Origin of the sequence: Mesorhizobium sp. M0715 (assembly GCF_040320355.1) — a bacterium.
Taxonomy (GTDB): domain Bacteria; phylum Pseudomonadota; class Alphaproteobacteria; order Rhizobiales; family Rhizobiaceae; genus Mesorhizobium.
Map to the genome: position 1 here is coordinate 21,302 of NZ_JAMYPL010000003.1, position 26,154 is coordinate 47,455.

The 26,154-nt window shown below is 63.6% G+C and carries 26 protein-coding genes; 14 read left to right on the forward strand and 12 right to left on the reverse strand.

The genetic code is table 11. From position 1 onward, the window contains the following. Nucleotides 1–42 precede the first annotated feature (42 nt). The 4 genes from NKI21_RS04015 (at nucleotide 43) to NKI21_RS04030 (ending at nucleotide 4,976) form a co-directional block, all read left to right on the forward strand. The gene (locus NKI21_RS04015; RefSeq protein WP_023811310.1) at nucleotides 43–738 is read left to right on the forward strand and encodes an ABC transporter ATP-binding protein; all 696 of its coding nucleotides are present in this window, start codon (nucleotides 43–45) and stop codon (nucleotides 736–738) included. Then, a complete protein-coding gene (locus tag NKI21_RS04020) occupies nucleotides 738–3,287 on the forward strand; it encodes an ABC transporter permease (RefSeq protein WP_352442579.1) in 2,550 nt (849 codons plus the stop codon). The genes NKI21_RS04015 and NKI21_RS04020 overlap by 1 nt, the downstream gene beginning before the upstream one ends. Before the next feature lie 226 nt (nucleotides 3,288–3,513). Further along, nucleotides 3,514–4,293 (forward strand): Bax inhibitor-1/YccA family protein, encoded by a 780-nt coding sequence (locus NKI21_RS04025; RefSeq protein ID WP_127296342.1) that lies wholly within the window; start codon nucleotides 3,514–3,516, stop codon nucleotides 4,291–4,293. Nucleotides 4,294–4,403: 110 nt separating this feature from the next. Then, the gene (locus NKI21_RS04030; RefSeq protein WP_352864602.1) at nucleotides 4,404–4,976 is read left to right on the forward strand and encodes a GNAT family N-acetyltransferase; all 573 of its coding nucleotides are present in this window, start codon (nucleotides 4,404–4,406) and stop codon (nucleotides 4,974–4,976) included. A 98-nt stretch (nucleotides 4,977–5,074) separates the two neighbouring features. On the opposite strand, the gene NKI21_RS04035 is transcribed toward NKI21_RS04030, so the two are convergent. Together NKI21_RS04035 and NKI21_RS04040 are read right to left on the reverse strand one after the other, a co-directional pair. Then, nucleotides 5,075–5,461, reverse strand: a complete 387-nt coding sequence (locus tag NKI21_RS04035; RefSeq protein WP_023811306.1) for a DUF2794 domain-containing protein — start codon at nucleotides 5,459–5,461, stop codon at nucleotides 5,075–5,077. A gap of 604 nt (nucleotides 5,462–6,065) precedes the next feature. Further along, the gene (locus tag NKI21_RS04040; RefSeq protein WP_352442578.1) at nucleotides 6,066–6,866 is read right to left on the reverse strand and encodes a DUF1223 domain-containing protein; all 801 of its coding nucleotides are present in this window, start codon (nucleotides 6,864–6,866) and stop codon (nucleotides 6,066–6,068) included. A 172-nt stretch (nucleotides 6,867–7,038) separates the two neighbouring features. Here NKI21_RS04040 and NKI21_RS04045 point away from each other — a divergent pair, with 172 nt between their 5' ends. Then, complete coding sequence (locus tag NKI21_RS04045) at nucleotides 7,039–7,719, forward strand: ceramidase domain-containing protein (protein WP_352442577.1); 681 nt, start codon at nucleotides 7,039–7,041, stop codon at nucleotides 7,717–7,719. Between the two features lie 47 nt (nucleotides 7,720–7,766). Here the strand turns inward: NKI21_RS04045 and acnA are convergent, their stop codons facing one another. Continuing rightward, nucleotides 7,767–10,457 (reverse strand): aconitate hydratase AcnA, encoded by a 2,691-nt coding sequence (acnA, locus tag NKI21_RS04050; protein ID WP_127273510.1) that lies wholly within the window; start codon nucleotides 10,455–10,457, stop codon nucleotides 7,767–7,769. 280 nt (nucleotides 10,458–10,737) lie between these two features. Between acnA and ccmA the strand changes: the two genes are divergently transcribed. The 4 genes from ccmA to NKI21_RS04070 all read left to right on the forward strand — a co-directional run bounded on the left by ccmA (nucleotide 10,738) and on the right by NKI21_RS04070 (nucleotide 12,910). Beyond that, entirely contained in the window at nucleotides 10,738–11,361 is a 624-nt protein-coding gene (ccmA, locus tag NKI21_RS04055; RefSeq protein ID WP_352442576.1) for a heme ABC exporter ATP-binding protein CcmA, read from the forward strand. 25 nt (nucleotides 11,362–11,386) lie between these two features. After that, entirely contained in the window at nucleotides 11,387–12,052 is a 666-nt protein-coding gene (gene ccmB, locus NKI21_RS04060) for a heme exporter protein CcmB (protein ID WP_352442575.1), read from the forward strand. Between the two features lie 112 nt (nucleotides 12,053–12,164). Next, nucleotides 12,165–12,332 carry a heme exporter protein CcmD gene (gene ccmD, locus NKI21_RS04065; protein ID WP_013528831.1) on the forward strand — a complete coding sequence of 56 codons (168 nt, stop codon included), beginning with the start codon at nucleotides 12,165–12,167 and terminating at the stop codon, nucleotides 12,330–12,332. Next, entirely contained in the window at nucleotides 12,329–12,910 is a 582-nt protein-coding gene (locus NKI21_RS04070) for a DsbE family thiol:disulfide interchange protein (protein ID WP_023811300.1), read from the forward strand. The genes ccmD and NKI21_RS04070 overlap by 4 nt, the downstream gene beginning before the upstream one ends. 103 nt (nucleotides 12,911–13,013) lie before the next feature. Here NKI21_RS04070 and NKI21_RS04075 read toward each other — a convergent pair whose 3' ends face one another. Continuing rightward, the gene (locus NKI21_RS04075) at nucleotides 13,014–13,181 is read right to left on the reverse strand and encodes a hypothetical protein (protein WP_013528833.1); all 168 of its coding nucleotides are present in this window, start codon (nucleotides 13,179–13,181) and stop codon (nucleotides 13,014–13,016) included. 364 nt (nucleotides 13,182–13,545) lie between these two features. Here NKI21_RS04075 and NKI21_RS04080 point away from each other — a divergent pair, with 364 nt between their 5' ends. Both NKI21_RS04080 and NKI21_RS04085 read left to right on the forward strand, forming a co-directional pair. Then, a complete protein-coding gene (locus tag NKI21_RS04080; protein WP_023811298.1) occupies nucleotides 13,546–14,466 on the forward strand; it encodes an SMP-30/gluconolactonase/LRE family protein in 921 nt (306 codons plus the stop codon). Between the two features lie 73 nt (nucleotides 14,467–14,539). Then, a complete protein-coding gene (locus tag NKI21_RS04085) occupies nucleotides 14,540–14,746 on the forward strand; it encodes a tautomerase family protein (protein WP_023811297.1) in 207 nt (68 codons plus the stop codon). Between the two features lie 276 nt (nucleotides 14,747–15,022). Here the strand turns inward: NKI21_RS04085 and NKI21_RS04090 are convergent, their stop codons facing one another. From NKI21_RS04090 to NKI21_RS04125, 8 genes are all read right to left on the reverse strand, one after another. Further along, nucleotides 15,023–15,553, reverse strand: coding sequence for an NADPH-dependent FMN reductase (locus NKI21_RS04090; RefSeq protein WP_023811296.1), 531 nt, complete (start codon nucleotides 15,551–15,553; stop codon nucleotides 15,023–15,025). Nucleotides 15,554–15,592: 39 nt separating this feature from the next. Then, nucleotides 15,593–16,213, reverse strand: a complete 621-nt coding sequence (locus tag NKI21_RS04095; protein WP_023811295.1) for a pyridoxamine 5'-phosphate oxidase family protein — start codon at nucleotides 16,211–16,213, stop codon at nucleotides 15,593–15,595. A gap of 51 nt (nucleotides 16,214–16,264) precedes the next feature. Further along, nucleotides 16,265–16,939 carry a septation protein A gene (locus tag NKI21_RS04100; protein WP_023811294.1) on the reverse strand — a complete coding sequence of 225 codons (675 nt, stop codon included), beginning with the start codon at nucleotides 16,937–16,939 and terminating at the stop codon, nucleotides 16,265–16,267. 61 nt (nucleotides 16,940–17,000) lie between these two features. Further along, nucleotides 17,001–18,812, reverse strand: a complete 1,812-nt coding sequence (gene ftsY / locus NKI21_RS04105) for a signal recognition particle-docking protein FtsY (protein ID WP_023811293.1) — start codon at nucleotides 18,810–18,812, stop codon at nucleotides 17,001–17,003. Nucleotides 18,813–18,824: 12 nt separating this feature from the next. Further along, nucleotides 18,825–20,138: a tRNA (N(6)-L-threonylcarbamoyladenosine(37)-C(2))-methylthiotransferase MtaB gene (gene mtaB / locus NKI21_RS04110; RefSeq protein ID WP_031213274.1), complete on the reverse strand. Its 1,314-nt coding sequence runs from the start codon at nucleotides 20,136–20,138 to the stop codon at nucleotides 18,825–18,827. Beyond that, a complete protein-coding gene (gene dapF / locus NKI21_RS04115) occupies nucleotides 20,138–21,022 on the reverse strand; it encodes a diaminopimelate epimerase (protein ID WP_023811291.1) in 885 nt (294 codons plus the stop codon). Before dapF ends, mtaB begins: the two co-directional genes overlap by 1 nt. Before the next feature lie 96 nt (nucleotides 21,023–21,118). Next, nucleotides 21,119–21,280: a DUF1328 family protein gene (locus NKI21_RS04120; RefSeq protein ID WP_023811290.1), complete on the reverse strand. Its 162-nt coding sequence runs from the start codon at nucleotides 21,278–21,280 to the stop codon at nucleotides 21,119–21,121. Nucleotides 21,281–21,357: 77 nt separating this feature from the next. Beyond that, the gene (locus NKI21_RS04125) at nucleotides 21,358–22,377 is read right to left on the reverse strand and encodes an MBL fold metallo-hydrolase (RefSeq protein WP_023811289.1); all 1,020 of its coding nucleotides are present in this window, start codon (nucleotides 22,375–22,377) and stop codon (nucleotides 21,358–21,360) included. Between the two features lie 261 nt (nucleotides 22,378–22,638). Here NKI21_RS04125 and NKI21_RS04130 point away from each other — a divergent pair, with 261 nt between their 5' ends. From NKI21_RS04130 to mdh, 3 genes are all read left to right on the forward strand, one after another. Beyond that, on the forward strand, nucleotides 22,639–23,178 hold the full coding sequence (locus NKI21_RS04130) for a protease inhibitor Inh/omp19 family protein (RefSeq protein ID WP_023811288.1): 540 nt from the start codon (nucleotides 22,639–22,641) through the stop codon (nucleotides 23,176–23,178). A 53-nt stretch (nucleotides 23,179–23,231) separates the two neighbouring features. Further along, nucleotides 23,232–24,434, forward strand: coding sequence for a cell division protein ZapE (gene zapE, locus NKI21_RS04135; protein ID WP_352442574.1), 1,203 nt, complete (start codon nucleotides 23,232–23,234; stop codon nucleotides 24,432–24,434). A 748-nt stretch (nucleotides 24,435–25,182) separates the two neighbouring features. After that, nucleotides 25,183–26,151 (forward strand): malate dehydrogenase, encoded by a 969-nt coding sequence (gene mdh, locus NKI21_RS04140; RefSeq protein ID WP_013528846.1) that lies wholly within the window; start codon nucleotides 25,183–25,185, stop codon nucleotides 26,149–26,151. The last annotated feature ends 3 nt before the right edge of the window (nucleotides 26,152–26,154 follow it).

The window sequence follows — 26,154 nt, forward strand, 5'->3', positions numbered from 1 at the left end:
TTCCGGCAAGCAGAGCCTTTCCAGATATAGGACGATTTCATTTTGACAGAAGCCGTCATCGCGCTGAAAGATGTATCCCTGACCCTTGGCGAGGGCGCTTCATCGGTCCATGTGCTGAAGGGTGTCAGCCTTGATGTGGCGACGGGCGAGGCGACCGGCATCGTAGGGCCTTCGGGTTCCGGCAAGTCGACATTGCTGATGGTCCTGGCAGGCCTGGAAAGGGTCGATTCGGGGACGGTCCGAATCGCCGGTGAGCTGCTCAACGGCAAAAGCGAGGACCAGATTGCTTCGTTTCGTGGCCGAAACATTGGCATCGTGTTCCAGTCCTTTCATCTCATTCCCAACATGACGGCGCTGGAAAATGTCGCGGTGCCGCTGGAACTGGCCGGCCATGCCGATCCGTTTTCGGTGGCGGCGCGCGAGCTGGCGGCGGTTGGCCTCAGCGACCGCGTCACCCACTATCCCGGCGAATTGTCGGGCGGCGAGCAACAGCGCGTGGCGATCGCCCGCGCATTGGCGCCGTCGCCGCGCATCCTGATCGCCGACGAGCCGACCGGCAATCTCGACCAGGCGACCGGGCGGCAGGTCGCCGACCTCTTGTTTGCCAAGGCGGCCGAGCGCGGCATGACGCTGGTGCTGGTGACCCATGATCCGGCGCTCGCGGCGCGCTGTTCGCGCCAGGTTTCGATGCGCTCGGGCCGGATCGAGGCACCGGCCCCCGTCAAGGTGACGGCCTGATGCCGCTGTCCCGGACGTTGAGGCTCGCGGTCCGCTTCTCACTGCGCGAGATGCGCGGCGGCCTGTCCGGCTTCCTGATCTTCCTCGCCTGCATCGCGCTCGGCGTCGCGGCCATCGGCGGCGTCAACTCGGTGGCGCGTTCGATCACCGCCGGTGTCGCCAATCAGGGCCAGACGCTGCTCGGCGGCGATCTTCGCTTCCAGATCAACCAGCGTGACGCCAGCCGGGCGGAGCGCAGCTTCCTTGACGGGCTCGGCACGGTTTCCCGGACCGCCAGCATGCGTTCGATGGCGCGTCTGGCCGACGGATCCGACCAGGCGCTGGTCGAGGCCAAGGCGGTCGACCATGCCTATCCACTCTATGGCACGCTGGAGACCGAGCCGGCACTCTCGAAACAGGAACTGTTCGGCGAAGAGTTCGGCGTCTTCGGTGCGGCGGCACCCGATCTCCTCTTCGAGCGGTTGCACGTCAAGATCGGCGACCGGCTGAAGCTCGGCACCGCCACTTTCGAACTGCGCGCCAGGCTGGTCGCCGAACCGGACGCCGTGTCCGACGGTTTCGGCTTCGCGCCAAGGCTGATGATCTCGACGGACGGGCTGGCGGCCACTGGACTGATCCAGCCGGGCAGCTTGGTCGAGAATGCCTACAAGATCCGCCTGCCGGCAGACGCCGACGAGGCGCGGCTGAAGGCCGTCCAGGACCAGGCCGCCACGGATTTCCCCGAAGCAGGCTGGTCGATCCGCACACGCAGCAACGCGGCGCCCGCGCTGTCGTCCAACATTGAACGTTTCTCGCAGTTCCTGACCCTGGTCGGGCTGACGGCGCTGGTGGTCGGCGGTGTGGGCGTCGCCAATGCGGTGCGCGCCTATCTCGACGGCAAGCGCGGCGTGATCGCCACCTTCAAGAGCCTGGGCGCTTCGGGCGGCTTCGTCTTTGCCGTCTATCTCGTGCAGATCCTGATCATTGCCGCATTGGGTATCGTGCTGGGCCTTGTGCTCGGCGCGCTGATGCCGTTCGCGGCGAGTGCGGCCTTGCAATCCGTCATTCCGGTGCCGGCTGAAGGCGGCTTCTATCCCGGCGCGCTCGGCATGGCGGCGCTGTTCGGCCTGCTGGTGACGTTGGCTTTCGCGCTGCTGCCGCTCGGCCGCGCCCGCGATGTGCCGGCAACCGCGCTGTTTCGCGAGATGGGGCTGGAAGGCCGCGGCTTGCCGCGCCCCGCCTATGTCGCGGCGGCCATAGGCATCGCGCTGTTGCTGGCGGCGCTGGCCATTCTGTTTTCCGGCGACCAGCGCATCGCCTCGATCTTTGTCGGCGCCACCGTCTTCGCCTTCCTCGTGCTGCGCGTGGTCGGCGCACTGGTGCAATGGGCGGCCAGGAAAAGCCCGCGCGTGCGCTTCGTGGCGCTCAGGCTCGCTATCGGCAACATCCATCGGCCAGGCGCCCTGACGCCATCGGTGGTGCTGTCGTTGGGGCTCGGCCTGACGCTGCTGGTGACGCTGGCGCTGATCGACGGCAATCTCAGGCGGCAGATCTCCGGCAGCCTGCCGGAACGGGCGCCGAACTTCTTCTTCGTCGACATCCAGAGCGCCGATGTCGTGTCTTTCTCGGCGCTGATCGGCAAGGAGGCGCCGCAGGGCGTGCTGGCCAAGGTGCCGATGCTGCGCGGCCGGGTGATGGCGCTGAACGGCGTCGATGTCGACAAGGTGAAGGTGCCGGCGGAAGGCGCCTGGGTGCTGAGGGGCGACCGCGGCCTTACCTATGACATCAGGCAGCCGGAGAACGCGACGTTGACCGAGGGCAGTTGGTGGCCCGAAAATTACAGCGGCGAACCGCTGGTTTCGTTTTCGGCGCAAGAAGGCAAGGAGATCGGGCTGAAGCTCGGCGACACCATCACCGTCAATGTGCTGGGCCGCAATGTCACGGCCAGGATCGCCAATTTCCGCCAGGTCGAATGGGAGACGATGGGCATCAATTTCGTCATGATCTTCTCGCCCAGCACATTCGCAGGCGCCCCGCATGGCTGGATGGCGACGCTGACCGAAAAGAGTGCCTCGACGGCCGACGACGCCCGCATCCTCAACGCCGTCACCCGCGCCTTCCCTGCGGTGACGACGGTGCGGGTCAAGGACGCGCTCGATGTCGTCAACCGGTTGGTCGGGCAACTCGGCACGGCGATCCGGGCCGCCGCTGGCGTGGCGCTGATCGCCTCGGTGCTGGTGCTGGCCGGCGCGCTTGCAGCCGGCAACCGGGCGCGCATCCATGATGCGGTGGTGTTGAAGACACTGGGTGCGACACGCACGACGCTGATATCGGCCTTCTCGCTCGAATATATGCTGATCGGGCTGGCCACCGCCATCTTCGCGCTGGCAGCGGGCAGTGCTGCCGCCTGGTTCGTCGTCGCGCGCATCATGACATTGCCGTCGCATTTCATGCCGGAGGTGGCGGTGGCAACCATTCTGTTTTCGCTGGTGGTCACGGTCGGCATTGGTCTCGCCGGCACCTGGCGGGTGCTCGGCCACAAGGCAGCACCGGTGCTGCGCAACCTGTGACGACAGGCCCGGAAAGGCATCCTGGATTAAATCTTGGTAAGAAAGCCGTCCGGAAAGCCGAGGAATCGGCACTTGGTTGCCTCACGAACCGTTACATCCGGTTACGGTCTTGTTCTTGACGCGAATAACCATCATATTTCGCCACAGGCATGCTGGAGCCCTGCCAGCGGCGCCTGGGTCCGGAAGGACCTGACACCCGACGGGGCAGAAGCAATAGAGGACTACAATGGCTGATCCCATTCGCAACTACCAGACGCGCGCCGTGCCCGGCGTCAGCGTCGGTGCCGACATCGATCAGGGCCTGCGCGCCTACATGATCAAGGTTTACAATCTGATGGGGCTTGGCCTCCTCATCACGGGTCTTGCCGCTGTCGGCACGATCATGCTGGCCACCACCACCGATCCGGCTTCGGCTGTCGCGACGCTGCCAAGCGGCGAGATGCTGACCTCGTTCGGCTATGCGATTTTTGGTTCGCCGCTGCGCTGGGTGGTGATGCTGGCGCCGCTGGCCGCCGTGTTCTTCCTGTCGTTCAGGATTCAGTCGATGAGCGTCGCTGCCGCGCAGACGACGTTCTGGGTCTATGCCGGTCTCGTCGGCCTGTCGCTGTCGTCGATCTTCCTGGTCTATACCACGGCAAGCATCTCGCAGACCTTCTTCGCCACCGCCGCCGCTTTCGGCGCGCTGTCGCTGTTCGGCTACACCACCAAGCGCGACCTGACGGCGATGGGCTCGTTCCTGATCATGGGCGTGTTCGGCATCATCATCGCGTCGGTGATCAACATCTTCCTGCAGTCGTCGGCGCTGTCCTTTGCCGTGTCGGCGATCGGCGTGCTGGTCTTCGCCGGCCTCACCGCCTATGACACGCAGAAGATCAAGGAGATGTATTTCGAGGGCGACACTTCCGACGTCGCCGGCCGCAAGGCGATCATGGGCGCACTGACGCTCTATCTCGACTTCATCAACCTGTTCATGTTCCTGCTGCAGTTCATGGGCGACCGCCGCTAGTACAGCAGCGCTTGGACCATCGAGTTCCAGAAGGGCGGCCCAACGGCCGCCCTTTTCTTTTGTCTTGGCCTTTGCTGTTATTGCGAGCAGAGAAACGACATGCATAAACAATGAGCAATATTACGATCCGGCCTGTCACGGTGGCCGACCTCGACAGCGTCACGGCCATCTATGCCGACGCGGTGACCCAAGGCACGGCGAGCTATGAGCTGGAGCCGCCGAGCCGCGCGGAGATGGGTGTTCGATTCGACAGCCTGATGGCCGGCGGCTTTCCTTACCTGGTGGCGGAGAAGGACGGCACTGTTCTCGGCTACGCCTATGCCGGCGCCTTCCGGCCGCGCCCGGCCTATCGCTTCATCGTCGAGGATTCGGTCTATGTCGCGCCCGAGGCCAAGGGCCAGGGCGTCGGGCTCAAGCTGATGCAAAGCCTGATCGAGGCAGTGACGACGGCGGGCTTTCGCCAGATCATCGCGGTGATCGGCGATGGCCGTCCCGACAGTGCCTCGGTGCGGCTGCACGAAAAGCTCGGCTTTCGCTATTCGGGACGCCTCGAAGGTTCCGGCTACAAGCATGGGCGCTGGCTGGACACGGTGTTCATGCAGCTGTCGCTGAATGGTGGGGCATCGGCGCCGCCCGATCCGAGCTCGCTGCCGGAGCGGAAGTTTCGCCTTAGAGGGGGCTGAAGCGAGGATTGGGGAATTGAAGAACTGAAGAAGAAGGCGGTTACATCAGGCGTCGAGTGCCCTTTTCTTCAATTCTCCAGTTTCTTCAATTCCGTAGCTCAAGCCTCTACAACCTTGAGCTTGCTGTCGAACACACCAAGCACGCGGCCAAGTTCCTGGCCGCGCTTCAGGATGCGGCCGCCGGCGGCGATGACGGCGAAGGCGCCCTGCTTGCGGGCCAGTTTCGGATCCTTGACGATCTGGAACAGCGGCACTTCGCTGGTGCGGCGGAATACGGAAAACACGGCGCGGTCCGCAAGATGATCGATGGCGTAGTCGCGCCATTCATTGGCGGCGACCATGCGTCCGTAGAGCCTGAGGATCTGGTCCAGCTCGCGGCGGTCGAACCGCACCGGCTGATCGAGACGTTCGCGTCGCGCCTCGTGCAGCGGGATCAATATCGCGGATGCGTCCCCATCCCCCGTCCCGCCGCTGTCATCCGTCATGCCTCGATCCTTCAAAATGAATCTTTGCCAACCAAAGTTGGCGTGTTCGCGACTGAATTGCAAGGCCCGGCGAACCGAGCCCCGCGCCGCGCTGTTTCCGTCACGTCCAGTCACTTTTATGAAACGCCGTGTTGGAATTGGTGATGTTCCGCCACATTTCTGCCTTTTTTTATCCGCGCTCATGCCCCAATGTCCGACGAATTTACCGGTGTTGCCTGAGACGGTTCGGTCCGGCACCGGCTCGTAAACCCCAAGCCCCCCGCCCACGGGTCTGCGTCGGATCGAACCAACCTCGGTTCTTCCTCGGAAGAATCGGGTGCGACGATCCCAAAACCTAAATGACCGACGTCAGAAGCAAGCTGACGTCGGTTTTTTATTGGGGTGAGTCGAGTGCGGTTTCACCGAGCGTCGCGTCCCCCTCACCCGGATTGCCAACCGAATTGCGAAGGGGCAATTCGGGACAATCCGACCTCTCCCCGAGGGGAGAGGAGATCGCGGGGGCGCTTTATCTCTTCTCCCCTCGGGGAGAAGGTGGCCGCGAAGCGGCCGGATGAGGGGGCCTCCCATCCACAGTCCTAGCGAAGATGGGGGGCGCCGGCGTCCGTTACGGCTTGTGGATGAACGCGGCGCCGAGAATAGGACCGGGCATGCCGTCCTTACCGACCGACTGCAGCAGCACGGCGCAGCCGCCCTTTTTGGCAATCTCGCTCATCGGCAGCTCGTAGCGCTGTGCCTTGCCATGCCACATGCCGGCGGTCTGTATCCCGGTGACGGCGTTCCAGTAGGTCATCTTGCGGCCGGTATTCTCGCCCTCGCCGACCTTGACCGTCTGCGGCGGGTCGAAATAGACGATGACGACATGGGCGTCGCTGGGGCCGTTGCCGGCATCACCGGCGTCGATCGTCACACGGTCGCTGGTGCGGCTGACCTTGACGGCGACACGCATGCCTTCGCCGTTCTTGGCCATGCGGGCGAGCGCGCCATCGACCTCGCCGCGGCTGGCGCCGTTGACGTGGACACGGCCGTTGATGACGGCCTGCGGCGTATAGACGGAGCGGCTGCCGAAGGCGCGCATGTAGTCGTATTGCCGCTCGGTGTTCTCCTTGCGGCCCAGCGTGTCCTGCCAGCCGAGATAGTCCCAATAGTCGACGTGATAGGCGAGCGCCACGATATCTTCCTTGGCGGCAAGTTCGGAGAACAGCGTATCGGCCGGCGGGCAGGAACTGCAGCCCTGGCTGGTGAACAGTTCGACCACGCCCAATGGCCTTTCGATCTGGGGCCTGTCGATCTGGACCCGGTCGGCATGGGCGCGATCGGATTCGCCGGCATGCCCGGCGCCGGCAGACGCCGAGAAGGCCAGCGCAAGAGCTGCCAGCCACAATGATTTTCGCGAGGCCATGGCCATTCCGATTCCCGCCGGTGGTGCCGGCTTTATCTTGATTGCTAAAATATGTGGCAGAACCGGAAGTCAACGGGAAGTCACGTTGCGGTGAAATTTTGCCATTGCAGCCGACCGCAACCCCGCAATAGGAAGGATCTGCGCTTCAGGATAGAAACCGATTCGGGCGGCAATCACGATGTGGCAAACGTTTTTGGCGCCGGTCGACCTCTATTGCGAGCGGACCGGCCCGGAATTCTGGTCCGAACCCGTCAACGCCCTGACCAATCTCGCCTTCATCGCCGCCGGCCTGTGGGGCGTGCGCGAGGTGCGAAGGCTGGGCACCGGCGCCTTCGCCGAGGTGCTGGCTTGGTGGGTGGTGGCGATCGGCATCGGTTCGACGATCTTCCACACCTTTGCCACCAAGGGCACGGTCTGGGCCGACGTGCTGCCGATCGCCGGCTTCACGCTGGCCTACACGCTGTTCAATTTACGCCGCTTCCTCGGCATGCGATGGGGCAAGGCCATCGCCATCTTCATTGCCTTCTATGTGCTTGCCGGGGCGATAACCCTTGCCGTGCCGGACTGGCTGCGCCAGGCGTCGAACGGTACGACGGGCTATCTGCCGCCGTTCCTGGCGCTCGCCTTCTTCGGTGTCTGGGTGACGGTGAGCGGCAATCGCGCCGGCTGGTATAATCTGGCGGGCTCGGCGATCTTCGTCGTGTCCGTCATCTGCCGGATGATCGACCCGGTGGTCTGCGGCAGCTTTCCGCTCGGAACGCACTTCCTCTGGCACATCCTCAACGGCGTGATGCTCAGCGTGCTTTTGGCGGCAGCGGCGCGGTTTGGGAAGCCGAAGAATAGGGGAATAGGGGAATAGGGATTCCCTTCCCTACTCCCTTACTGCCCTACTCCCTTACTCCCGTACTAAGCAGCAAGATCGCGCAGCACGTATTGCAGGATGCCGCCGTTCTTGAAGTAATCGAGCTCATCCAGCGTATCGATGCGGCAGATGATCGGCACATTCTTCACCGTGCCGTCGCCATAGGTGACCTTGGCGATCATCGTCTGGCGCGGCTTGATGGTGCTCAAGCCGTCGATCTCGACCAGCTCGTCTCCCTTGAGGTTGAGCGATGCCCATGAGGTGCCTTCCTCGAAGACAAAGGGGATAACGCCCATGCCGACCAGGTTCGAGCGATGGATGCGCTCGAAGGACTGGGCGATGACCGCGCGGACACCAAGGAGATTGGTACCCTTGGCAGCCCAGTCGCGCGACGAGCCGTTGCCGTATTCGACGCCGGCGAAGACAACCAGCGGCACGCCTTCCCTTTTGTACTCCATCGCCGCGTCGTAGATCGATTCCTCTTCCTTCGACGGGTAGTGGATGGTGTAGCCGCCCTCGCGCCCGTTCTCGCCCAGCATGTGGTTGCGGATGCGGATGTTGGCGAAGGTGCCGCGCATCATCACCTCGTGATTGCCGCGCCGCGTGCCGTACTGGTTGAAGTCGGCGACGCCGACGCCGTGGTCGGTGAGGTATTTGCCGGCCGGCGAGGCCGCCTTGATCGATCCGGCCGGCGAAATGTGGTCGGTGGTGATCTTGTCGCCGAACAGGCCGAGCACGCGGGCGCCCTTGATGTCGCCGATCTTGCCGAAACCTGATGTCATGCCAGCGAAATAGGGCGGGTTCTGCACATAGGTCGAGTTGTCGTCCCAGGCATAGGTCTGGCCTTCCGGCGCCTTGACGTTCTGCCAGTACTCGTCGCCCTTGAAGACGTCGGCATATTTGCGGGCGAACAGCTCGCGGGTGACGTTCTTCTCGATGAACTCCTGGATCTCGGCCGAGCTCGGCCAGATATCCTTGAGGTAGACCGGCTCGCCGTTCTTGTCCTCGCCGAGCGGCTCGGTGGTCAGGTCCTTTGTGACGGTGCCGGCCAGCGCGTGCGCGACGACCAGCGGCGGCGAGGCCAGATAGTTCGCCTGCACGTCGGGCGAGACGCGGCCTTCGAAGTTGCGGTTGCCGGACAAGACCGCGGCAGCGATCAGGCCCTTGTCGTTGATGGTCTTCGAGATCGGCGCCGGCAGCGGGCCGGAATTGCCGATGCAGGTGGTGCAGCCGAAGCCGACCAGGTTGAAGCCGATCTGATCGAGTTCCTTCTGCAGGCCGGATTTCTCCAGATACTCGGCGACCACCTGGCTGCCCGGCGCCAGCGAGGTCTTCACCCATGGCTTCTGCTTCAAACCGAGGCGGTTGGCGTTGCGGGCCAGGAGGCCGGCGCCGATCAGCACACTCGGGTTCGAGGTGTTGGTGCACGAAGTGATGGCGGCGATGACGACGTCGCCATGACCGAGATCATGGTCGGTGCCTTCGACTGCGTAGCGTTTGGAGATTTCGGCGGCCTTCTTGTATTCGGTCTCCATCGCCTTGGCGAAACCTTCCGGAATGCCTTCCAGGGCGACGCGGCCCTCGGGCCGCTTGGGTCCGGCCATCGACGGCACGACGGAGCCAAGTTCCAGCTCGAGCAGATCGGTGAACACCGGATCGGTCGAGCCGGTCTCACGCCACATTCCTTGAGCCTTGGCATAAGCCTCGACCAGCGCGATGCGGTCCTCGCTGCGGCCGGACATTGTGAGGTAGCGGATGGTTTCCGAGTCGACCGGGAAGAAGCCGCAGGTGGCGCCATATTCGGGCGCCATGTTGCCGATGGTGGCGCGGTCGGCCAGCGTCATGTTGGAGAGGCCCGGCCCGAAGAACTCGACGAACTTGCCGACGACGCCCTTCTTACGCAGCATCTGGGTGACGGTGAGCACGAGGTCGGTGGCGGTGACGCCTTCTTTGAGCTTGCCGGTGAGGCGGAAGCCGATCACCTCAGGCAAAAGCATGGAGACAGGTTGGCCGAGCATGGCCGCCTCGGCCTCGATGCCGCCGACGCCCCAGCCGAGCACGCCAAGGCCGTTGATCATGGTGGTGTGCGAATCGGTGCCGACGCAGGTGTCGGGATAGGCTGTCGTTTCGCCGTCCTCGGTGTTGGTCCACACCACCTGGCCGAGATATTCGAGGTTGACCTGATGGCAGATACCGGTGCCGGGCGGCACGACGCGGAAGTTGCGGAACGCCTGTTGGCCCCATTTGAGGAATTTGTAGCGCTCCTCGTTGCGCTCATATTCCAGCTCGACATTGCGGGCGAAGGCCATCGGCGTGCCGAATTCGTCGACGATGACGGAATGGTCGATGACGAGGTCGACCGGCACCAGCGGGTTGATCTTCTGCGGATCGCCGCCGAGCGAAGCCATGGCGTCGCGCATCGCGGCAAGGTCGACCACGGCCGGAACGCCGGTGAAATCCTGCATCAGCACGCGGGCCGGGCGATAGGCGATCTCGACACCGGCGGTGCCCTTGTCGGTCAGCCAGCCGGCCACCGCCTGGATCGATTCCTTGGTGACGGAGCGGCCGTCTTCGTTGCGCAGCAGGTTTTCCAGCAGCACCTTCATCGAATAGGGCAGCTGCGAGATGCCGGTGAGGCCGTTCTTCTCGGCCTCGATGAGGTCGAAATAGGCATACTCCGCGCCGCCTGCGGTCAGCGTGCGGCGGCAATTGAAACTGTCGAGGGATTTTGACACGTGCGATCCTTGTCTGTTCAGCCTGAAAGGGAACGGACGCCGATGGCATGCAATCACGCGCAAAGGTGCGGGTACGGCCATTTCCGCTGTCCGTTCCCAAGCAACCCGAGCCGTTCAAGGCGGCGCGTGCGCTGGTTCGGCGCTAATTCTGTTCCCGTGCCGACCGCTGGCACGGATGCACCGCATATAGAGAATTTTCTGGAATAGTTCTAGACAGTTGGAAAGCAATTTTGTGCGATGCGGCAGCGGCCGCGACACATGGTTTCAGGGCAGGCGAGGAATGCGGCTGATCGCCGAAAATCTGGGCGGCGAGCGAGGCGGCGACGCGGTGTTTTCCGGCATCGGCTTTGCCCTGGAGGAGGGTCAGGCGCTCATCGTTACCGGGCCGAACGGATCGGGCAAGTCGACCTTGCTGCGGGTCATCGCCGCGCTGCTGCCGGTGGCGCAAGGCAGCGTGAGGATCGAGGGTGCCATGAAGATTGAAGACGGGGGCGAAGCGTTCCCGTCTGTTGCCTCGGCCTGTCACTACCTTGGCCACCAGAACGCAATGAAGCCGGCGCTCAGCGTGGCGGAGAATTTGCGCTTCTGGCGCGACTTCAACGGCGACGGACAGCTCGGCGTCGAAGAGGCGCTGGAAACGGTCGGGCTCGGTGGCATCGGCCACCTGCCGTTCGGCTATCTATCGACCGGGCAACGGCGCCGGGCGGCGATCGCGAAACTGCTGGTCAGCCACCGGCCATTGTGGTTGCTGGATGAGCCGACAGCAGGGCTGGACAAGGCGTCGGAGGCGCGGTTTGCGGGGTTGATGGCCAAGCATTGCACGGATGGCGGGATGATTGTCGCGGCGACGCATCTGCCGCTGGGGATCGAGGGGATGGAGTTGAGGATGGGGGAAACGGGTTGATGTCGGCGCCCGAGCATCTCAAACTATGCTAGCTCTCTTCCTGCGCGACATCCGCCTCAACATCCGTGCGGGCGGCGGGGCGCTGACCGGGGTCATCTTCTTCCTTGCCGTCATTGCCACCATCCCGTTCGGTGTCGGGCCGGACCTGAAGCTGCTGGCCCGCATCGGGCCGGCGATCCTGTGGATTGGCGCGCTGCTGTCCTGCCTGCTCGGTCTCGATCGGCTGTTCCAGGCCGACCGCGAGGACGGCTCGCTCGATCTCCTGGTGCTCGGCAATGATCGCCACATGCTGGCCTTGACGGTGCTGGTGAAATGCCTGGCGCATTGGGCGGGCAGCGTGCTGCCGCTGGTGGTCGCCGCGCCCCTGCTCGGGCTGTTCATGAACATGGAGCCGCTCGGCATCGGCGCCACGGCGCTGACGCTGCTGGTCGGCACGCCTGCCATCACCTTCATCGGCGCCGCCGGTGCGGCGGTGGCGGTGGCGCTGCCGCGTGGCGGGCTGCTGATCTCGGTTCTGGTGCTGCCACTGACCATTCCGGTGCTGATCTTCGGCGTTTCGGCAAGCTATGGGGCGACCGCCAATCCCGATCCGTTTCTGCAGCCCTTCCTCATTCTTGCCGCGCTAACCCTGTTCCTTGGCGTGCTGGGTCCGGTCTCGGCGGCGCTGGCGCTGCGCCATGGCACGGATTGACGCGGCGTATGACTGCGGATTGCGAAGCCGACGGAGCGAGGCTAAGGGAAAGCATGTCTAGACTGGGCGACATGATTGGCTTGGAAGGCCGCACTTCAGCGGGGCCTGCCGCATGAGCGCGCATGCACTCTATGTGACCGCTGCCTATGGCATCACTGCCGTGGTGCTGGCCGGATTGATCGGCTGGATCCTGCTCGACCAGCGGGCGCGCAAGCGTGAGCTTGCCGAACTGGAGGCGTCCGGCGTGAGGCGTCGCTCCGACAAGGTCGCAAAGCCATGAGCATCGAAACAGAAACGCCGCCCCCGCGCACTCGTCGCCTGTTCGTGCTGTTGCCGCTGCTGATCTTCCTCGGCCTGGCCGGACTGTTCCTGTCGCAGCTGCTGTCGGGGCGCGATGTTTCGGAAGTGCCGTCGGCCCTGATCGGCCTGCCTGCGCCGCAAACCAGCCTGCCGGCGCTGGAGGGCTCAAACCTGCCGGGGCTCGATTCGAAAACCTTCGCCGGCAAGGTCACATTGGTCAACGTCTTCGCGTCGTGGTGCGCGCCATGCCGCGAAGAGCACCCGGTGCTTCTGGCGCTGTCGCAGGACAAGCGTTTCAGCATGGCGGCGCTGAACTACAAGGACCGGCCGGAAAACGCACGCCGGTTCCTCGGCGATCTCGGCAATCCGTTCCAGGCGATAGGGGTCGACGAAGCGGGCCGCGCGGCGATCGACTGGGGCGTCTATGGCGTGCCGGAAACCTTCGTCATCGGCAAGGACGGCAAGATCGCCTACAAGCATGTCGGCCCGCTGACGCCCGAGACGGCGAGGGATCTCTTGCTGCCACAGATCGACAAGGCGCTGGCGGCGTCGAACTGACGTCGCGACGCACCTATACGCGTAGCTGCATCATCCTTGGGTCTTCGCAACGCCACGCGTCGCTACGCCCAAGGATGGCGAACGTGATGAGGCGATCGAATACTCAGCCGTAGATCTGCTTGTGGATCTGGTAGAGCATTTCCGAGCGGTCGGCGCGCATGTCGGCCAGATCGCGGCTGGAAAAGCTGTCGATTTCGGCGACAAGGCGGTTGTAGTGCTTGCGCTTGGCAATGCTGTTGCGAGCGCGGGTCATGAGACTGTCGAGGATCATAGCAAGGTTCCTTTTTGGCGCCGCGTTTCGGCGGCGGTTTCTTCCTCCCTTGATCGATACGAAGCATGACATAGTAATGGTGCATTGCAAAAAGAAGATGTTGCAATGCACCATTGCGCTGAACGCATAGCCGGTTAATGCGGCGCTAAAGCGCGTCGCGTTTGAACGGATTCAGGCGACGCGCTTCAGGTCTTTGTTTTTATGCATGTCGTTCTCCCAAAACCGGGGCCACTTTTGGGCGACATGCATTAACGTCATGCGCAGAGCCGGCAAGCGATCTTTTGCATCACAATGTGCGTACCCACATTGCCTTCTGTCCCTCCGGCTGTCTTGATCCGGTGTCATTGATGCCGGGAGGAAAAGCATGGCGGCTGCGGACTATTATGAAATTCTCGATCCGCGCTTCGCGCGCCTGTTCAACGGCAACGCGCAGGTCGAGAAGCTGTTCACCGGATGCCAGTGGGCGGAGGGGCCGGCCTGGTTCGCCGCCGGCCGCTATGTCGTCTGGTCCGACATCCCCAACAACCGCATGCTGCGCTATGACGAGACCGACGGCAATGTCAGCGTCTTCCGGCAGCCGTCCGGCAATTCGAACGGCAACAGCGTCGACCGGCAGGGCCGGCTGATCACCTGCGAGCATTCGGGCCGCCGCGTCAGCCGCACCGAGTTCGACGGCTCGGTCACCACGATCGCGGCCAAATGGAAGGGCAAGCGGCTGAATTCGCCCAACGACGCGGTGGTGAAATCCGACGGTTCTATCTGGTTCACCGATCCGAGCTACGGCATCGATACGGATTATGAGGGCGACAGGGCCGAGAGCGAAATCGGCGCCTGCCATGTCTACCGGGTCGATCCCGGCACCGGCGAGGTCGAAGCCGTCATCACCGACATGGTCCGGCCCAACGGCCTGGCCTTCTCGCTAGACGAGAGCCAGCTTTATGTCGTCGACACCGGCCGCACGCATGGCGCGCAGAATCCGGCGCATATGCGGGTGTTCAATGTCGGCAAGGGCGGCAAGAAGGTTTCGGGCGAGAAAGTCTTCGCCGACTGCACGGCCGGCCTGTTCGACGGCTTCAGGCTCGACGAGGACGGCCGCATCTGGACCAGTGCCGCCGACGGCATCCATTGCTACGATCCGGACGGCACGCTGATCGGCAAGGTCAAGGTACCGGAAGTCACCGCCAACTGCGTGTTCGGCGGCAACAAGCTGAATTGCCTCTACATCGCCGGCACCACGTCGCTCTACATGGTGCGGCTCATGGTCAACGGCGCCAAGACATACTGAGACTGGAGCACTGGCGGCCGTTCGACGGTTTCATCGAAGCGGGTCGCGAGCACGAACATCCCGGGAGGAAAAAATGCCATTCGTCAACATCCGCATCGTCAAGGAAGTGATATCAGCCGATCCGGCGGGCAAGAAGGCGGACATCGCCAAAAAGGTCACGGCGGCCATCATGGACGCCACCGGGCTGAGCAACGACGATGTCTGGGTGGTTTTCGAGGAGGTCAATGCGCGTGATTGGTATGTTGGGAAGACGGATGTGGAGACGCTGCGAAAGGGTTGATTTCGAAGGCATGGCGAAGCCCCTTTCCTTCGTCATCCTAGGGCGAAGCAGTCGCGAAGCGACGTCGCGGAGACCCTAGGATCCATGCCGCGACTTTCGAGCAGGGCACAACGGTGCAATACTGTCTTTGGCGGTCCGTGTAGTATCCAACGTTAGGCTGCCCTTCTTGGACCGATGCATTCTCGGCAAAGGTCGCGGCATGGATCCTAGGGTCTGCGCCGCGTCGCTTCGCTCCTTGCTTCGCCCTAGGATGACGAATGCGTGGTGGGTCGGCACTCAACGGGCGCGGATAAAGTCCGCGAAAGCATTCAGCGCATCGCGCATCGCCAGCCGGTTCGCCGGCTCCGCCAGGATGCTCTCGACCTCCGGCTGCTTCTTCCCCAACAGCACAATCTCCAGCATATCCTCGCACAACGCGAATGACATAGTGCGCATGATCTCGGCCAGTGCGGCGCGAGCGAACAGCGAGCGCGGCGAGGCGTGCACCAGCATGGCGGGCTTGGCGACGGCGGCGTCGCGCGAGACCAGCCAGTCGAGGGCGTTCTTCAGCCCGCCCGGCACGCCATGGGCATATTCCGGACAGGAGACGATCACGCCGTCGGCTCGGGTGACGGCATCGATCAGCTTGGAGGCTTCGAGCGGCGTCCGCTCGCCCTCATCATCGGGATTGAAGATGGGCAGACGGCCAAGCCCGTCATGGACGGTGACGCGGCAGCCGGACGGCGCTTCGCGGGCCAGTGCGGCGATCAGCGCCGAATTGGTGGAAGCCGCGCGCAGGCTGCCGGAAATGGCAAGGATGTTCAGCAAGGTATGGAATCGGTCCAGACGCGAATCGCGTCCGGAAACCTACCACATCGTCTTCTTGTATTCCTCGTCGAGCCAGCGGTCGGTCGCCTCGGCGGAATCGGCAACCGCCAGCTGATCGCGCATGATCTGGCCGAGCGTCGGCAGCGTCGCACGGTCGTACCAGGTTTCCGGCTTCCACAGGTCCGAGCGCATGAAGGCTTTTGCGCAGTGCATGTAGGCGGCCTTGACGCTGACCACGACGACGCTTTGCGGCTCCCTGCCGTCGACGGCGAGGCGTTCGCGCAAATTTGCGTCGACGGTGATGCGGGCATCGCCGTTGACGCGCAGCGTCTCGTTCATGCCGGGAATGAGGAAGAGCAGCCCGACAGAGGGATTGAGGAGAATGTTTTCCAACGTGTCGAGCCGGTTGTTGCCGGGCCGATCGGGAATGGCGATGGTGGTGTCGTCGAGAACGGTGGCAAAGCCCGGCTTGTCGCCCTTCGGCGTCACGTCGGCATTGCCGGCACCGTCGGACGAGCCGATCAGCACGAACGGGCTCTTGCCGATGAAGGAGCGGCAATGGCCGTCAAGTTTTTTCAGCTCCTTGCGGATAGAACCGTCGGTCGGCCGTGGCGTCTTGTAGATCGTCCTCAACTGGTCGCGCGTGGTGATGAATTCCATGTCCCTCTCCCCAGAACGGTTCATTGTTTCACGAACGCAGAACCGCTTTTTCTACTTTCCGGTTCTCTCTTCTTTGCCGGCCTTGTCCTCGAGTGAATGACGCAGGATCAGCGGCATCTGGCTGAAGGTGAACAGAAGCGTGATCGGCATGATGCCCCAGACCTTGAAAGTAACCCAGGCGTCGGTGGAAAAATTGCGCCACACCACCTCATTGACGATGGCCAGGAACAGGAAGAACAGGCCCCAGCGGAAGGTCAGTTTCCGCCAGCCTTCGGCGTCGAGGCTGAAGGCCGAATCGAAGACATAGCCAAGCAGCGACTTGCCGAAGTAGAGCCCGCCGAGCAGCACGCCGCCGAACAGCGTGTTGACGATGGTCGGCTTCATCTTGATGAAGATGTCGTCCTGCAGATAGAGCGTCAGCGCGCCGAAGATGAAGACGACGACGCCCGACACCATCGGCATGATCGGCAAGGTGCGGGTGAGCAGCCACGAGGCGATCAGGGCGATTGCCGTGGCGGCCATGAACAGCCCGGTGGCGACGAAAATCGGCCCGCCGAACTCGGCCAGAACAGGGAATTTCTGCACCAGCCATCCGCCGCGCGCATTGGCGAAGAAGAACACCATCAACGGACCCAGTTCCAGCACTAGCTTGAGCAGCGGATTGACGCCTTCCTTCTTCTGCTTCTGCGGGTCCGACGGATCGCGTTCGAGAATGGGTGGGTTCATGGAATCTCTTTCTTGCGCATGATCTGATCCAAAAAGTCTGCAACTTTTTGGGACATGCTTGTTAAGCTACTCCAGCGATCGCCCTGGCGAATTCGCTTGCCGAGAAAGGTTCGAGGTCGTCGACCTGTTCGCCGACGCCGATGAAATAGACCGGCAATTTGTGCTTTGCCGCGATCGCCACCAGAATACCGCCGCGCGCCGTGCCGTCCAGCTTGGTCATCACCAGGCCGTTGACGCCGGCGATATTGCGGAAGATCTCGACTTGGTTGAGCGCGTTCTGGCCGGTGGTGGCGTCGACCGTCTGCAGCACGGTGTGCGGTGCTTCCGGGTCGAGTTTGCCAAGCACGCGGACGATCTTTTCGAGCTCCGCCATCAGTTCAGTCTTGTTCTGCAGGCGGCCGGCGGTGTCGATGATCAGCACGTCGGAACCGGCCTCCTTGGCCTTCTCGAAGGCGTCATAGGCCAGTCCCGCGGCATCGGCGCCGATCTTTGAGGCGATCACAGGCGATTTCGTCCGCTCGCCCCAGATCTTCAGTTGCTCGATCGCGGCGGCGCGAAAGGTGTCGCCGGCGGCGAGCATCACCGACAGGCCACCATCGGTGAGCTTGGCGGCCAGCTTGCCGATAGTTGTGGTCTTGCCGGTGCCGTTGACACCGACCACCAGGATGACATGCGGCTTGTGTGAAAGGTCGAGCTCCAGCGGCATGGCGACATGGGCCAGCACTTTTTCCACCTCGGCCGCCATGATGGCGCGGACCTCGGTGTCGGAGACGTCCTTGCCGTAGCGGCTGGCGGCCAGCGCGTCGGTAACGCGCAAGGCCGTCTCCATGCCGAGATCGGCACGGATCAGCACATCCTCAAGGTCCTGCAAAGTCTCTTCGTCCAGCTTGCGCTTGGTGAAGACGCCGGCAATGTTGCCGGTGAGCTCCTTGGAGGAGCGGGCAAGCCCGTCCTTCATGCGCTGGAACCATGAGCGCCTCGGTGCCGGCTCCGGCGCCTTCTGTGGCTCGGCCTTCTGCTCGACCTTCTTGGTGACGGTCACCTTGCCGGGTGCGGCTTTTGGCTCCGGCGCGGGTTGTGGAAGAGACTGCGGCTCGGGCGCAATTTCCGCAATGACCGGCTGCGATTCGATCGGCGCCGGCTGGCGAATGGGAGGTGCGATTTCGGCAGGCGGGGCTTCGGGCGTCGGTGCTGAAACTTCTTCCTTCTCCCCGTCTTCAGACGGAGAGAAGGTGCCAGCAGGCGGATGAGGGGCGGCGCTGACCTCTGATAATGGCTGAGCAGGGGCCGGCCCCGGTGTCGGCACCTCGATCGGGGCTGGTGTCTCGGCCGGAACCTCGGCAGGCGTCGGCACTTCGACCGGTTCCGGTTCCGGCTGCTGTTCCGGGCGTGACGGGACGATCTCCGGCTCGGCCGGCGCGGGTGGCGGGACCTCCTGCGGCTGCGGTTCGGGAGCAGGCTCCGGAACGGCGGGAGGTGTTGGTATCTCCTCGGGCGCCGGCGGCTCGGCAGGCGTCTCGGGCGCGGGTTCTTCTTCCGGCTCGGGCTCCGGCAGGGGTTCCGGCTCGGAGGGAATAGTCGGCTCCGGTGCTGGCGGAATGGCCGGTGCCGGCTCGGGCACCGGCTTCTCGACAGGCGCCGATTCCGGCGCGGGGATCACTTCCGGCTCGACCGTCGTCGGCGTCGGCGCAGTTTCCGCCTCGCGCTCCAGCTCGTCACGCTTCAAGAACTCCGGAACGACCTGCTCGGCCGCCGGCTTCAGCGCCTCGAGCGCTTCCCATTTGATCGGCGGCAGCGGGGCGGTCTCGTCGACCCGCTCCTCGACCACCTCTTTCTTGCCGAACGAAAATATCTTCTTGAAAAAACCAGCCATGCTTTGCGTTTCTCAGGCCGCGCGGGCGGCGAGGGGCGCCGCGATCAGCCTGCTACCATCGTGGCCTGATATATCGGCCTCGACGATCTCACCCGGTGCGCCCGTGCCGAGTGCGGCAAGCGTAAAACCCTCGGTGCGGCCAAGGCCGTCGCGCTCGATCAGGATCGACTGACGCGTACCGGTGAGCGACGACAGATGCCTGATATACGCAACTTCACCGGCGGCGCGCAGCCGGGCGGCGCGCTGCTTGACCAATTCGCGGCGGAGCTGGGGCATGCGCGCGGCAGGCGTGCCTTCGCGTGGGCTGAACGGGAAGACGTGGAGATGGGTCAGGCCACACTCCTCGACGATTTTTTCCGAGTTCTCGAACATTTCGTCGGTCTCGGTCGGGAAGCCGGCGATGATGTCGGCGCCGAAGACGATACCGGGGCGCAGCTTGCGCACATCCTCGCAGAAGCGGATCGACTGGTCGCGCAGATGCCGGCGCTTCATCCGCTTCAGGATCATGTCGTCGCCCGACTGCAGCGACAGATGCAGATGCGGCATCAGCCGCGGCTCGGTGGCGATGGCGTTGAGCAGATCGTCGTCGGCCTCGATCGAATCGATGGAGGACAGCCGCAGGCGCTTCACGTCCGGCACCTGTTTCAGGATTGTTTTCACCAGCCTGCCGAGCTTCGGCGCGCCCGGCAGATCGGCGCCGAATGATGTCATGTCGACGCCGGTCAGAACGATCTCGGCATAGCCGTTGCCGGCGAGCCGCTTGACCTGCTCGACCACGGCGCCCATCGGCACCGAGCGCGAATTGCCGCGGCCGTAGGGAATGATGCAGAAGGTGCAGCGGTGGTCGCAGCCATTCTGCACCTGGACGAAGGCGCGTGCCCGGCCCTCGATGGCGTCGACCATGTGGCCTGCGGTCTCACGCACCGAAAAGATATCGTTGACGCGTGCCTTTTCGGTGTCGTTGACGCCGAAATCCGGCAGTGCGCGATAGGAGTTGGCCTTCAGCTTCTCTTCATTGCCGAGCACGAGATCGACCTCGTCCATGGCGGCGAATTTTTCAGGCTCGGTCTGCGCGGCGCAGCCGGTGACGATGATGCGCGCCTGCGGGTTGTCGCGGCGCGCCTTGCGGATCGCCTGCTTGGCCTGGCGCACTGCTTCGCCTGTCACGGCGCAGGTGTTGAAGATCATGGCGCCACCTTCCAGCGCGCCCAGACCGGCACTTTCAGCCTCGCGCCGCATCACCTGCGATTCATAGGTGTTGAGCCGACAGCCGAAGGTGACGACATCGATGCCCTGGGACATCGGGCTCTTGGGCAGAGCGGACATCAGGCCGCGCTTTCGGTGTCGCGGGCCCATGTCCCGTTCGACGGGTCGAAGCTGCCGGAAAATTCCCATTCGGCGGCGCCCGTCAGGACCACGTGGTCATCGTCGCGCCATTCGACATGCAGCATGCCGCCGCCGGGGGTCAACAGACTGACGCTGCGGCCGGTCCGGTTGGTGCGGGCAGCGGCCACGACGGCGGCGCAGGCGGCCGAGCCGCAGGCCTTGGTCAGTCCGGCGCCGCGCTCCCAGGTGCGGATGATCATCGTTTCGGGCGAAGTAACCTGAGCGATGGTGATGTTGGCGCGCTCGGGGAACATCGGGTGGTTCTCGAGCAGCGGGCCGAAGCGGTCGAGCTCATAGGACCAGACGTCATTGTCGACCCAGAAGATGGCGTGCGGATTGCCCATCGAGACGACCGAGGGTGAATGCAGCACCGGCGCGTCGATCGGGCCGATCTGCAGCTCGATCATCCGGGTGTCGCGGAACTCCTCGGCCAGCGGGATATCCTGCCAGCCGAAGCGCGGCGTGCCCATGTCGACCGAGATCGAACCGTCGGCATGTTCGCGCGCATTGAGGATGCCTGCCACGGTTTCGAAGGTGAAGATCTTCTGGCCGGTCTCGGCGGCGAGCGCCTGGACGACGCAGCGCATGCCATTGCCGCAGGCCTGGGCGCTGGTTCCATCGGAATTCAAGATGTCGATGAAAAAGGCGGTGCCCGGCGTCCTGGCGTCATGGATCGCCATGATCTGGTCGAAGCTGGTCGCGGCATCGGCATTCAGCGCAATCGCCGCCGCCGCCGTCACCCGATCGGCACGGCCACGCATATCGGCAACGATGATCTCGTTGCCGATGCCGTTCATCTTGGCGAAAGGGGCGGTGCTGGCCATTGCTCCGAAAAATTCCGTATCCGTTTGGCGCTATATGGCGGAAACGGGCAGGAATTACCAGTGCGCAGCCGCTTGGTCACGGCGAAAGCGCCGGACTTACGTGACGGCGAAAATGCCCAGCACCATCAGCAGGAAAATGATCAGAACGATGCCGATAAGGATGCGCGCACCGGTGGCGGCGGCACCTGCCAGCGCCGGCATGCCGAGCAGACTCGCCGCCGCGGCGACGATCAGGAGAACGACGATCCATTTGAGCATGGCAATGCCTCGCAAACCGGCAGATTTTTCAACCACATGAAAACGCGGTTGCCGCGCTGGGGTTCCGTCGAAACCGATCAGGGCGCTATGTGCTCCGGCACATCCCATACCTCACCCGGCCGCAAGGCGCGAAAGCGCTCGCGGGGGATGCCTTGATCGTCAAGCGCCTCGGTCAATTTGCGCGCCGGCTCGTCGATCGGCTCGTCGGTGAGCTGGAAAGTGCCCCAGTGGCAGCCGGCGGCATGGGCGGCATTGCACAGCGCCATGCCTTGCACCGCCTCCCAGGGGTTCTGGTGCTGCGGCGCCATGAACCAGCGCGGCTCATAGGCGCCGATCGGCAGGATGGCGAAGCGGAAACCGCCATGTTTCTCAGCCATCAGCCGGTAGTTGATGCCATCGTGGAAGCCGGTGTCGCCGGCGAAATAGAGCTTGCTGTCAGGCGTTTCGACGACGAAGCCGGCCCACAGCGCCATGCGCCGGTCGCGGGCGCCACGCGCCGACCAGTGATGCACCGGCTCGACATGGACGGCGGCGCCATTGCCGATCTCGACCCTGTCGCCCCAGTCATGCGCCGACAGTCGCATGCCGGGCACGGCGGCTTCGATGATGGCGTCGTTGCCGAGCGGAGTGAGCACCAGCGGGTCGTGGCCGGCCTTCAGCCGCTTCAACGTGGCGAGGTCGAGATGGTCATAGTGGTTGTGGCTGACCAGAACGAGGTCGATCGACGGCAGGTCGGCAAAGGCGATGCCTGGCGCATTGATGCGTTTTGGTCCGGCGAAGGAAAGCGGCGACGCGCGCAGCGACCACACCGGATCGGTAAGAATGTTCAGACCGGCCGTCTGGACCAGCAAGGTGGAATGACCAACCATGGTCACTTCCAGCGCAGCGCCCTCGACCCGAGCCGTCGGTTTCGCCTGCGGAAAGGGACTTGCATCGCTCGCCGGCCATTTCGAGCGCTGGCCATTCAACTGCCATTTCAGCAGGTCGGCGAAACGGCCGGGTGGCTGGCCGTCGGGATTGAAGAACAATGCGCCGTCGAAATGGTCGCTGGGCGGGCCGCTGTAATAGCGATTGGCGGCAGTCTTTCTCGCGGCCAATTTGCGGCTCCAGCAGGGTTTCGTTTCCAGACATAGGCGCTAAGGCGGTTCGCGCAAGCGTCCACCGACGAAGTGTTGACCGGAATTCCCAAGCGACGGGCGACAAGCGGTCAGCCGTCCCCATTGCGATAAAATTGCAACACTTCTGGCTGCAAACTGTATTTTAACCATATCGGGTTGAAATTTCGCCACCTTCTCCATCTTGGTGGGGGTGAGATTGTGCGGACGGCTTCCCCCCAGCCGGATCCGACGGAGGTTGGAATGACTTTTTCGAAAACCGGTCTGGTGGCCGTATCGCTGGCGGCGCTCGTTGCGAGCGGCTGTTCGACCTCACGTTTTTCCTCGATGGATGACCAGCAGCCGGCACCGCTGGAGGCCGCGCCCGCCGGCAAGGTGACGGCGAACCAACTGCCGCCGCCGGCATCGCCCGGCACCACCGACCCTTCGCAATTCCCGACCGCTCCGGCGAACACGCAGGTCGCCGCGCTGCCTTCGGATGGTTCGGCGCCGGCCGGCGCTTCGGACGTGACCGCCGCCAGCGTCGCCGGTGTCTGGAACGCCAGCGTTGCGGGCCAGAGCTGCAAGGTGGCGACACCGCAGACCAAATTCGGCGCCGGCTTCCGCGCCGGTCCGCTGCATTGCCCGGCGCCGATGGACGGCATCAAGTCGTGGAACGTCGCCGGCAAGCAGCTGACGCTCTATGACGAGAGCGGCGGTGCGCTGGCGCGGCTCTATTCCTCGGGCGGCTCGAAATTCGACGGCCAGACTTCCAACGGCCAGCCGATTTCGCTTACGAGATAGTTTTTGTTTTACGCAATTCCGGTTCCCGGAATCGCTCCAGAACGACGTGACCGATGCATCTGCGTGACGGCCTCCAGACCCATGCGACCGTTAGGCAGCGCTACGACCATCTGGTGGAAACCGGTACGATCGACCGCGATCCGGCGCAGGAACGGATCGTTGCGGCGCTCGACCGGCTGACCGATGAGATCTCGGCCAAGCGGCTGGCGCATAAGTCGAGCGCGCTGGGCTGGCTGTTCGCCCGCAAGCGCGAGACGCATGAGGCCGTCAAAGGCCTCTACATCCATGGCGGCGTCGGCCGCGGCAAGACCATGCTGATGGACATGTTCTTCGACTTGCTGCCGGTGCGGCGCAAGCGCCGCGTCCACTTCAACGACTTCATGGCCGACGTGCAGGACCGTATCCAGAAGCACCGGCAGGCGCGCAAGAATGGCGACGTCAGGGAAGACGATCCGATCCCGCCGGTGGCCAAGGCCCTTGCCGAGCAAGCCTGGGTGCTGTGCTTCGACGAGTTCTCGGTCACCGACATTGCCGACGCGATGATCCTGTCCAGGTTGTTTTCGGCGCTGTTTGCCAGCGGCGTGGTGCTGGTCGCCACCTCGAATGTGGCGCCGGAAAACCTCTACAGCGACGGGCTGAACCGCCAGCTTTTCCTGCCCTTCATCGGCATATTGGAGCGGCACACACAGGTGCTGGCGCTCGATGCCGACAAGGACTACCGGCTGGACAAGCTCGCCCGGACACCGGTCTATGTGACGCCGGCCGACGCGGCGGCGGACCAGCTACTCGACGAGGCCTGGCAAGCCATGACGCGGGGCGCGCCGACCGCCGAGACATCGATTGCCCTCAAAGGGCGGCAGGTGATCGTGCCGCGTGCGGCGGGCGATGCGGCGCGGTTCTCCTTCGCCGATCTCTGCGAGAAGCCGCTTGGCGCGCGTGATTTCCTGGCGATCGCCGGGCGCTTCTCAACCATTTTCATCGACCACGTCCCGGTGCTCGGCGAAGGCAAGCGCAACGAGGCCAAGCGCTTCATCCTGCTGATCGACACGCTCTACGACCATCGTATGCGGCTGGTGGCGAGCGCCGAAGCGCCGCCGCAAGCACTTTATGCAGCCAAGCGCGGCGTCGAAGTCTTCGAGTTCGAGCGCACCGCATCGCGGCTGATCGAGATGCAAAGCCGCGACTGGCTGGAGGATTGGGCGGAGCGGCAGAAAGGAAAGCCGGCGGTGTCGGAAGCGTCGCAGGCGCAGGCCTAAAGAAAGCAATTGGCAGCTTAGGCGCCCCGCTCATTCCTGCTTCGTTGAAGATTGGCGAAATCGCGTGGCAATCGATCTCCCCCCTTGAGGGGGGAGATGGCCGGCAGGCCAGAGGGGGTTGGTTCGACCGGGCGCGGCACAGATGGCGCCAGCGCTTCACGCGCGGCGACCCCCTCTGTCGCCTTCGGTGACATCTCCCCCCTTGCGGGCAGGGCTATCGCACATGGATTCTTGCGAAGAAGAACCCCCACCCTAACCCTCCCCACAAGGGGGAGGGAACGCTGCCGCGTGCCTTTAATTCTTCTTGGCGCCGAAAAGACAGGCGATGCTCCTGGGCCAGCGCCAACGGAAGTCTCCCTCTCCCTTGTGGGGAGGGGTTAGGCGTGGGGGTACGTGCCGGGCAGACATCTCAGGAATTCCATATGCGATAGCCTGCCCTCAAGGGGGAGATTTGGCGACCGCCATCACAAGGGCGTCATCGCCTGCATCCAGCCTTACGATTTCCATCTTCGTCGGCTATTTCTTCCCAAGTCGGCTTACAAACTTTGACGTTTACGTAAATCCCAAATGATCTAACCGATTGAAAATACTGACACCAAAATAATCGTTTGAATTCTTTCCGTGCCGGGGCTATTGGGTGCGGCGAAAATTCGCGGTTCCCCGCAGCATTCCGGCCTCTTCTTCGACGCCGCCATCAAATCACCAGAGATTTGAGACGTCGTCACCGACAAAGGGAAAACATCCTCACATGGCACGCAACAAGATAGCGCTTATCGGCTCTGGCATGATCGGCGGCACGCTCGCTCACATGATCGGCCTCAAGGACCTCGGCGACGTGGTGCTGTTCGATATTGCCGAAGGTATCCCGCAGGGCAAGGGGCTCGATATCGCGCAGTCGTCGCCTGTCGATGGCTTCGACTCCAGGCTCACCGGCATCAACGACTATGCCGGCATCGAAGGGGCCGACGTCTGCATCGTCACCGCCGGCGTGCCGCGCAAGCCCGGCATGAGCCGCGACGACCTTCTGGGCATCAATCTCAAGGTCATGGAACAGGTCGGCGCCGGGCTGAAGAAGTATGCGCCGAAGGCCTTCGTCATCTGCATCACAAACCCGCTCGACGCCATGGTCTGGGCGCTGCAGAAATTCTCAGGCCTGCCCAACAGCCATGTCGTCGGCATGGCCGGCGTGCTCGACAGCGCGCGCTTCCGCTATTTCCTGGCCGAGGAATTCAAGGTCTCGGTCGAGGACGTCACCGCCTTCGTGCTCGGCGGCCACGGCGATTCCATGGTGCCGATGATCCGCTATTCGACGGTATCGGGCATTCCGCTGCCCGACCTCATCAAGATGGGCTGGACCTCGAAGGAGAAGCTCGACCAGATCGTGCAGCGCACCCGCGACGGCGGCGCCGAGATCGTCGGCCTGCTCAAGACCGGTTCGGCCTATTACGCGCCGGCCGCTTCGGCGATCTCGATGGCCGAAGCCTATCTCAAGGACAAGAAGCGCGTGCTGCCCTGCGCGGCGTATCTCTCCGGCCAGTATGGCGTCAAGAACACCTATGTCGGCGTTCCCGTGGTGATCGGCGCCGGCGGCGTCGAGCGCATCATCGAGATCGAACTCAACAAGAGCGAGCAGAAGATGTTCGACTCCTCTGTGGCGACGGTGCAGGGCCTGACCGAGGCCTGCGTCAAGATCGCGCCGCAACTCGCCTCCAAATGAATC

What these genes read in the sequence shown, in the direction of transcription:
- NKI21_RS04020 (WP_352442579.1), top strand. Translation starts at nt 738, where the DNA reads ATGCCGCTGTCCCGGACGTTGAGGCTCGCGGTCCGCTTCTCACTGCGC.
- NKI21_RS04025 (WP_127296342.1), top strand. Translation starts at nt 3,514, where the DNA reads ATGGCTGATCCCATTCGCAACTACCAGACGCGCGCCGTGCCCGGCGTC.
- NKI21_RS04030 (WP_352864602.1), top strand. Translation starts at nt 4,404, where the DNA reads ATGAGCAATATTACGATCCGGCCTGTCACGGTGGCCGACCTCGACAGC.
- NKI21_RS04035 (WP_023811306.1), bottom strand. Translation starts at nt 5,461, where the DNA reads ATGACGGATGACAGCGGCGGGACGGGGGATGGGGACGCATCCGCGATA.
- NKI21_RS04040 (WP_352442578.1), bottom strand. Translation starts at nt 6,866, where the DNA reads ATGGCCATGGCCTCGCGAAAATCATTGTGGCTGGCAGCTCTTGCGCTG.
- NKI21_RS04045 (WP_352442577.1), top strand. Translation starts at nt 7,039, where the DNA reads ATGTGGCAAACGTTTTTGGCGCCGGTCGACCTCTATTGCGAGCGGACC.
- ccmA (WP_352442576.1), top strand. Translation starts at nt 10,738, where the DNA reads ATGCGGCTGATCGCCGAAAATCTGGGCGGCGAGCGAGGCGGCGACGCG.
- ccmB (WP_352442575.1), top strand. Translation starts at nt 11,387, where the DNA reads ATGCTAGCTCTCTTCCTGCGCGACATCCGCCTCAACATCCGTGCGGGC.
- ccmD (WP_013528831.1), top strand. Translation starts at nt 12,165, where the DNA reads ATGAGCGCGCATGCACTCTATGTGACCGCTGCCTATGGCATCACTGCC.
- NKI21_RS04070 (WP_023811300.1), top strand. Translation starts at nt 12,329, where the DNA reads ATGAGCATCGAAACAGAAACGCCGCCCCCGCGCACTCGTCGCCTGTTC.
- NKI21_RS04075 (WP_013528833.1), bottom strand. Translation starts at nt 13,181, where the DNA reads ATGATCCTCGACAGTCTCATGACCCGCGCTCGCAACAGCATTGCCAAG.
- NKI21_RS04080 (WP_023811298.1), top strand. Translation starts at nt 13,546, where the DNA reads ATGGCGGCTGCGGACTATTATGAAATTCTCGATCCGCGCTTCGCGCGC.
- NKI21_RS04085 (WP_023811297.1), top strand. Translation starts at nt 14,540, where the DNA reads ATGCCATTCGTCAACATCCGCATCGTCAAGGAAGTGATATCAGCCGAT.
- NKI21_RS04095 (WP_023811295.1), bottom strand. Translation starts at nt 16,213, where the DNA reads ATGGAATTCATCACCACGCGCGACCAGTTGAGGACGATCTACAAGACG.
- NKI21_RS04100 (WP_023811294.1), bottom strand. Translation starts at nt 16,939, where the DNA reads ATGAACCCACCCATTCTCGAACGCGATCCGTCGGACCCGCAGAAGCAG.
- ftsY (WP_023811293.1), bottom strand. Translation starts at nt 18,812, where the DNA reads ATGGCTGGTTTTTTCAAGAAGATATTTTCGTTCGGCAAGAAAGAGGTG.
- mtaB (WP_031213274.1), bottom strand. Translation starts at nt 20,138, where the DNA reads ATGTCCGCTCTGCCCAAGAGCCCGATGTCCCAGGGCATCGATGTCGTC.
- dapF (WP_023811291.1), bottom strand. Translation starts at nt 21,022, where the DNA reads ATGGCCAGCACCGCCCCTTTCGCCAAGATGAACGGCATCGGCAACGAG.
- NKI21_RS04120 (WP_023811290.1), bottom strand. Translation starts at nt 21,280, where the DNA reads ATGCTCAAATGGATCGTCGTTCTCCTGATCGTCGCCGCGGCGGCGAGT.
- NKI21_RS04130 (WP_023811288.1), top strand. Translation starts at nt 22,639, where the DNA reads ATGACTTTTTCGAAAACCGGTCTGGTGGCCGTATCGCTGGCGGCGCTC.
- zapE (WP_352442574.1), top strand. Translation starts at nt 23,232, where the DNA reads ATGCATCTGCGTGACGGCCTCCAGACCCATGCGACCGTTAGGCAGCGC.
- mdh (WP_013528846.1), top strand. Translation starts at nt 25,183, where the DNA reads ATGGCACGCAACAAGATAGCGCTTATCGGCTCTGGCATGATCGGCGGC.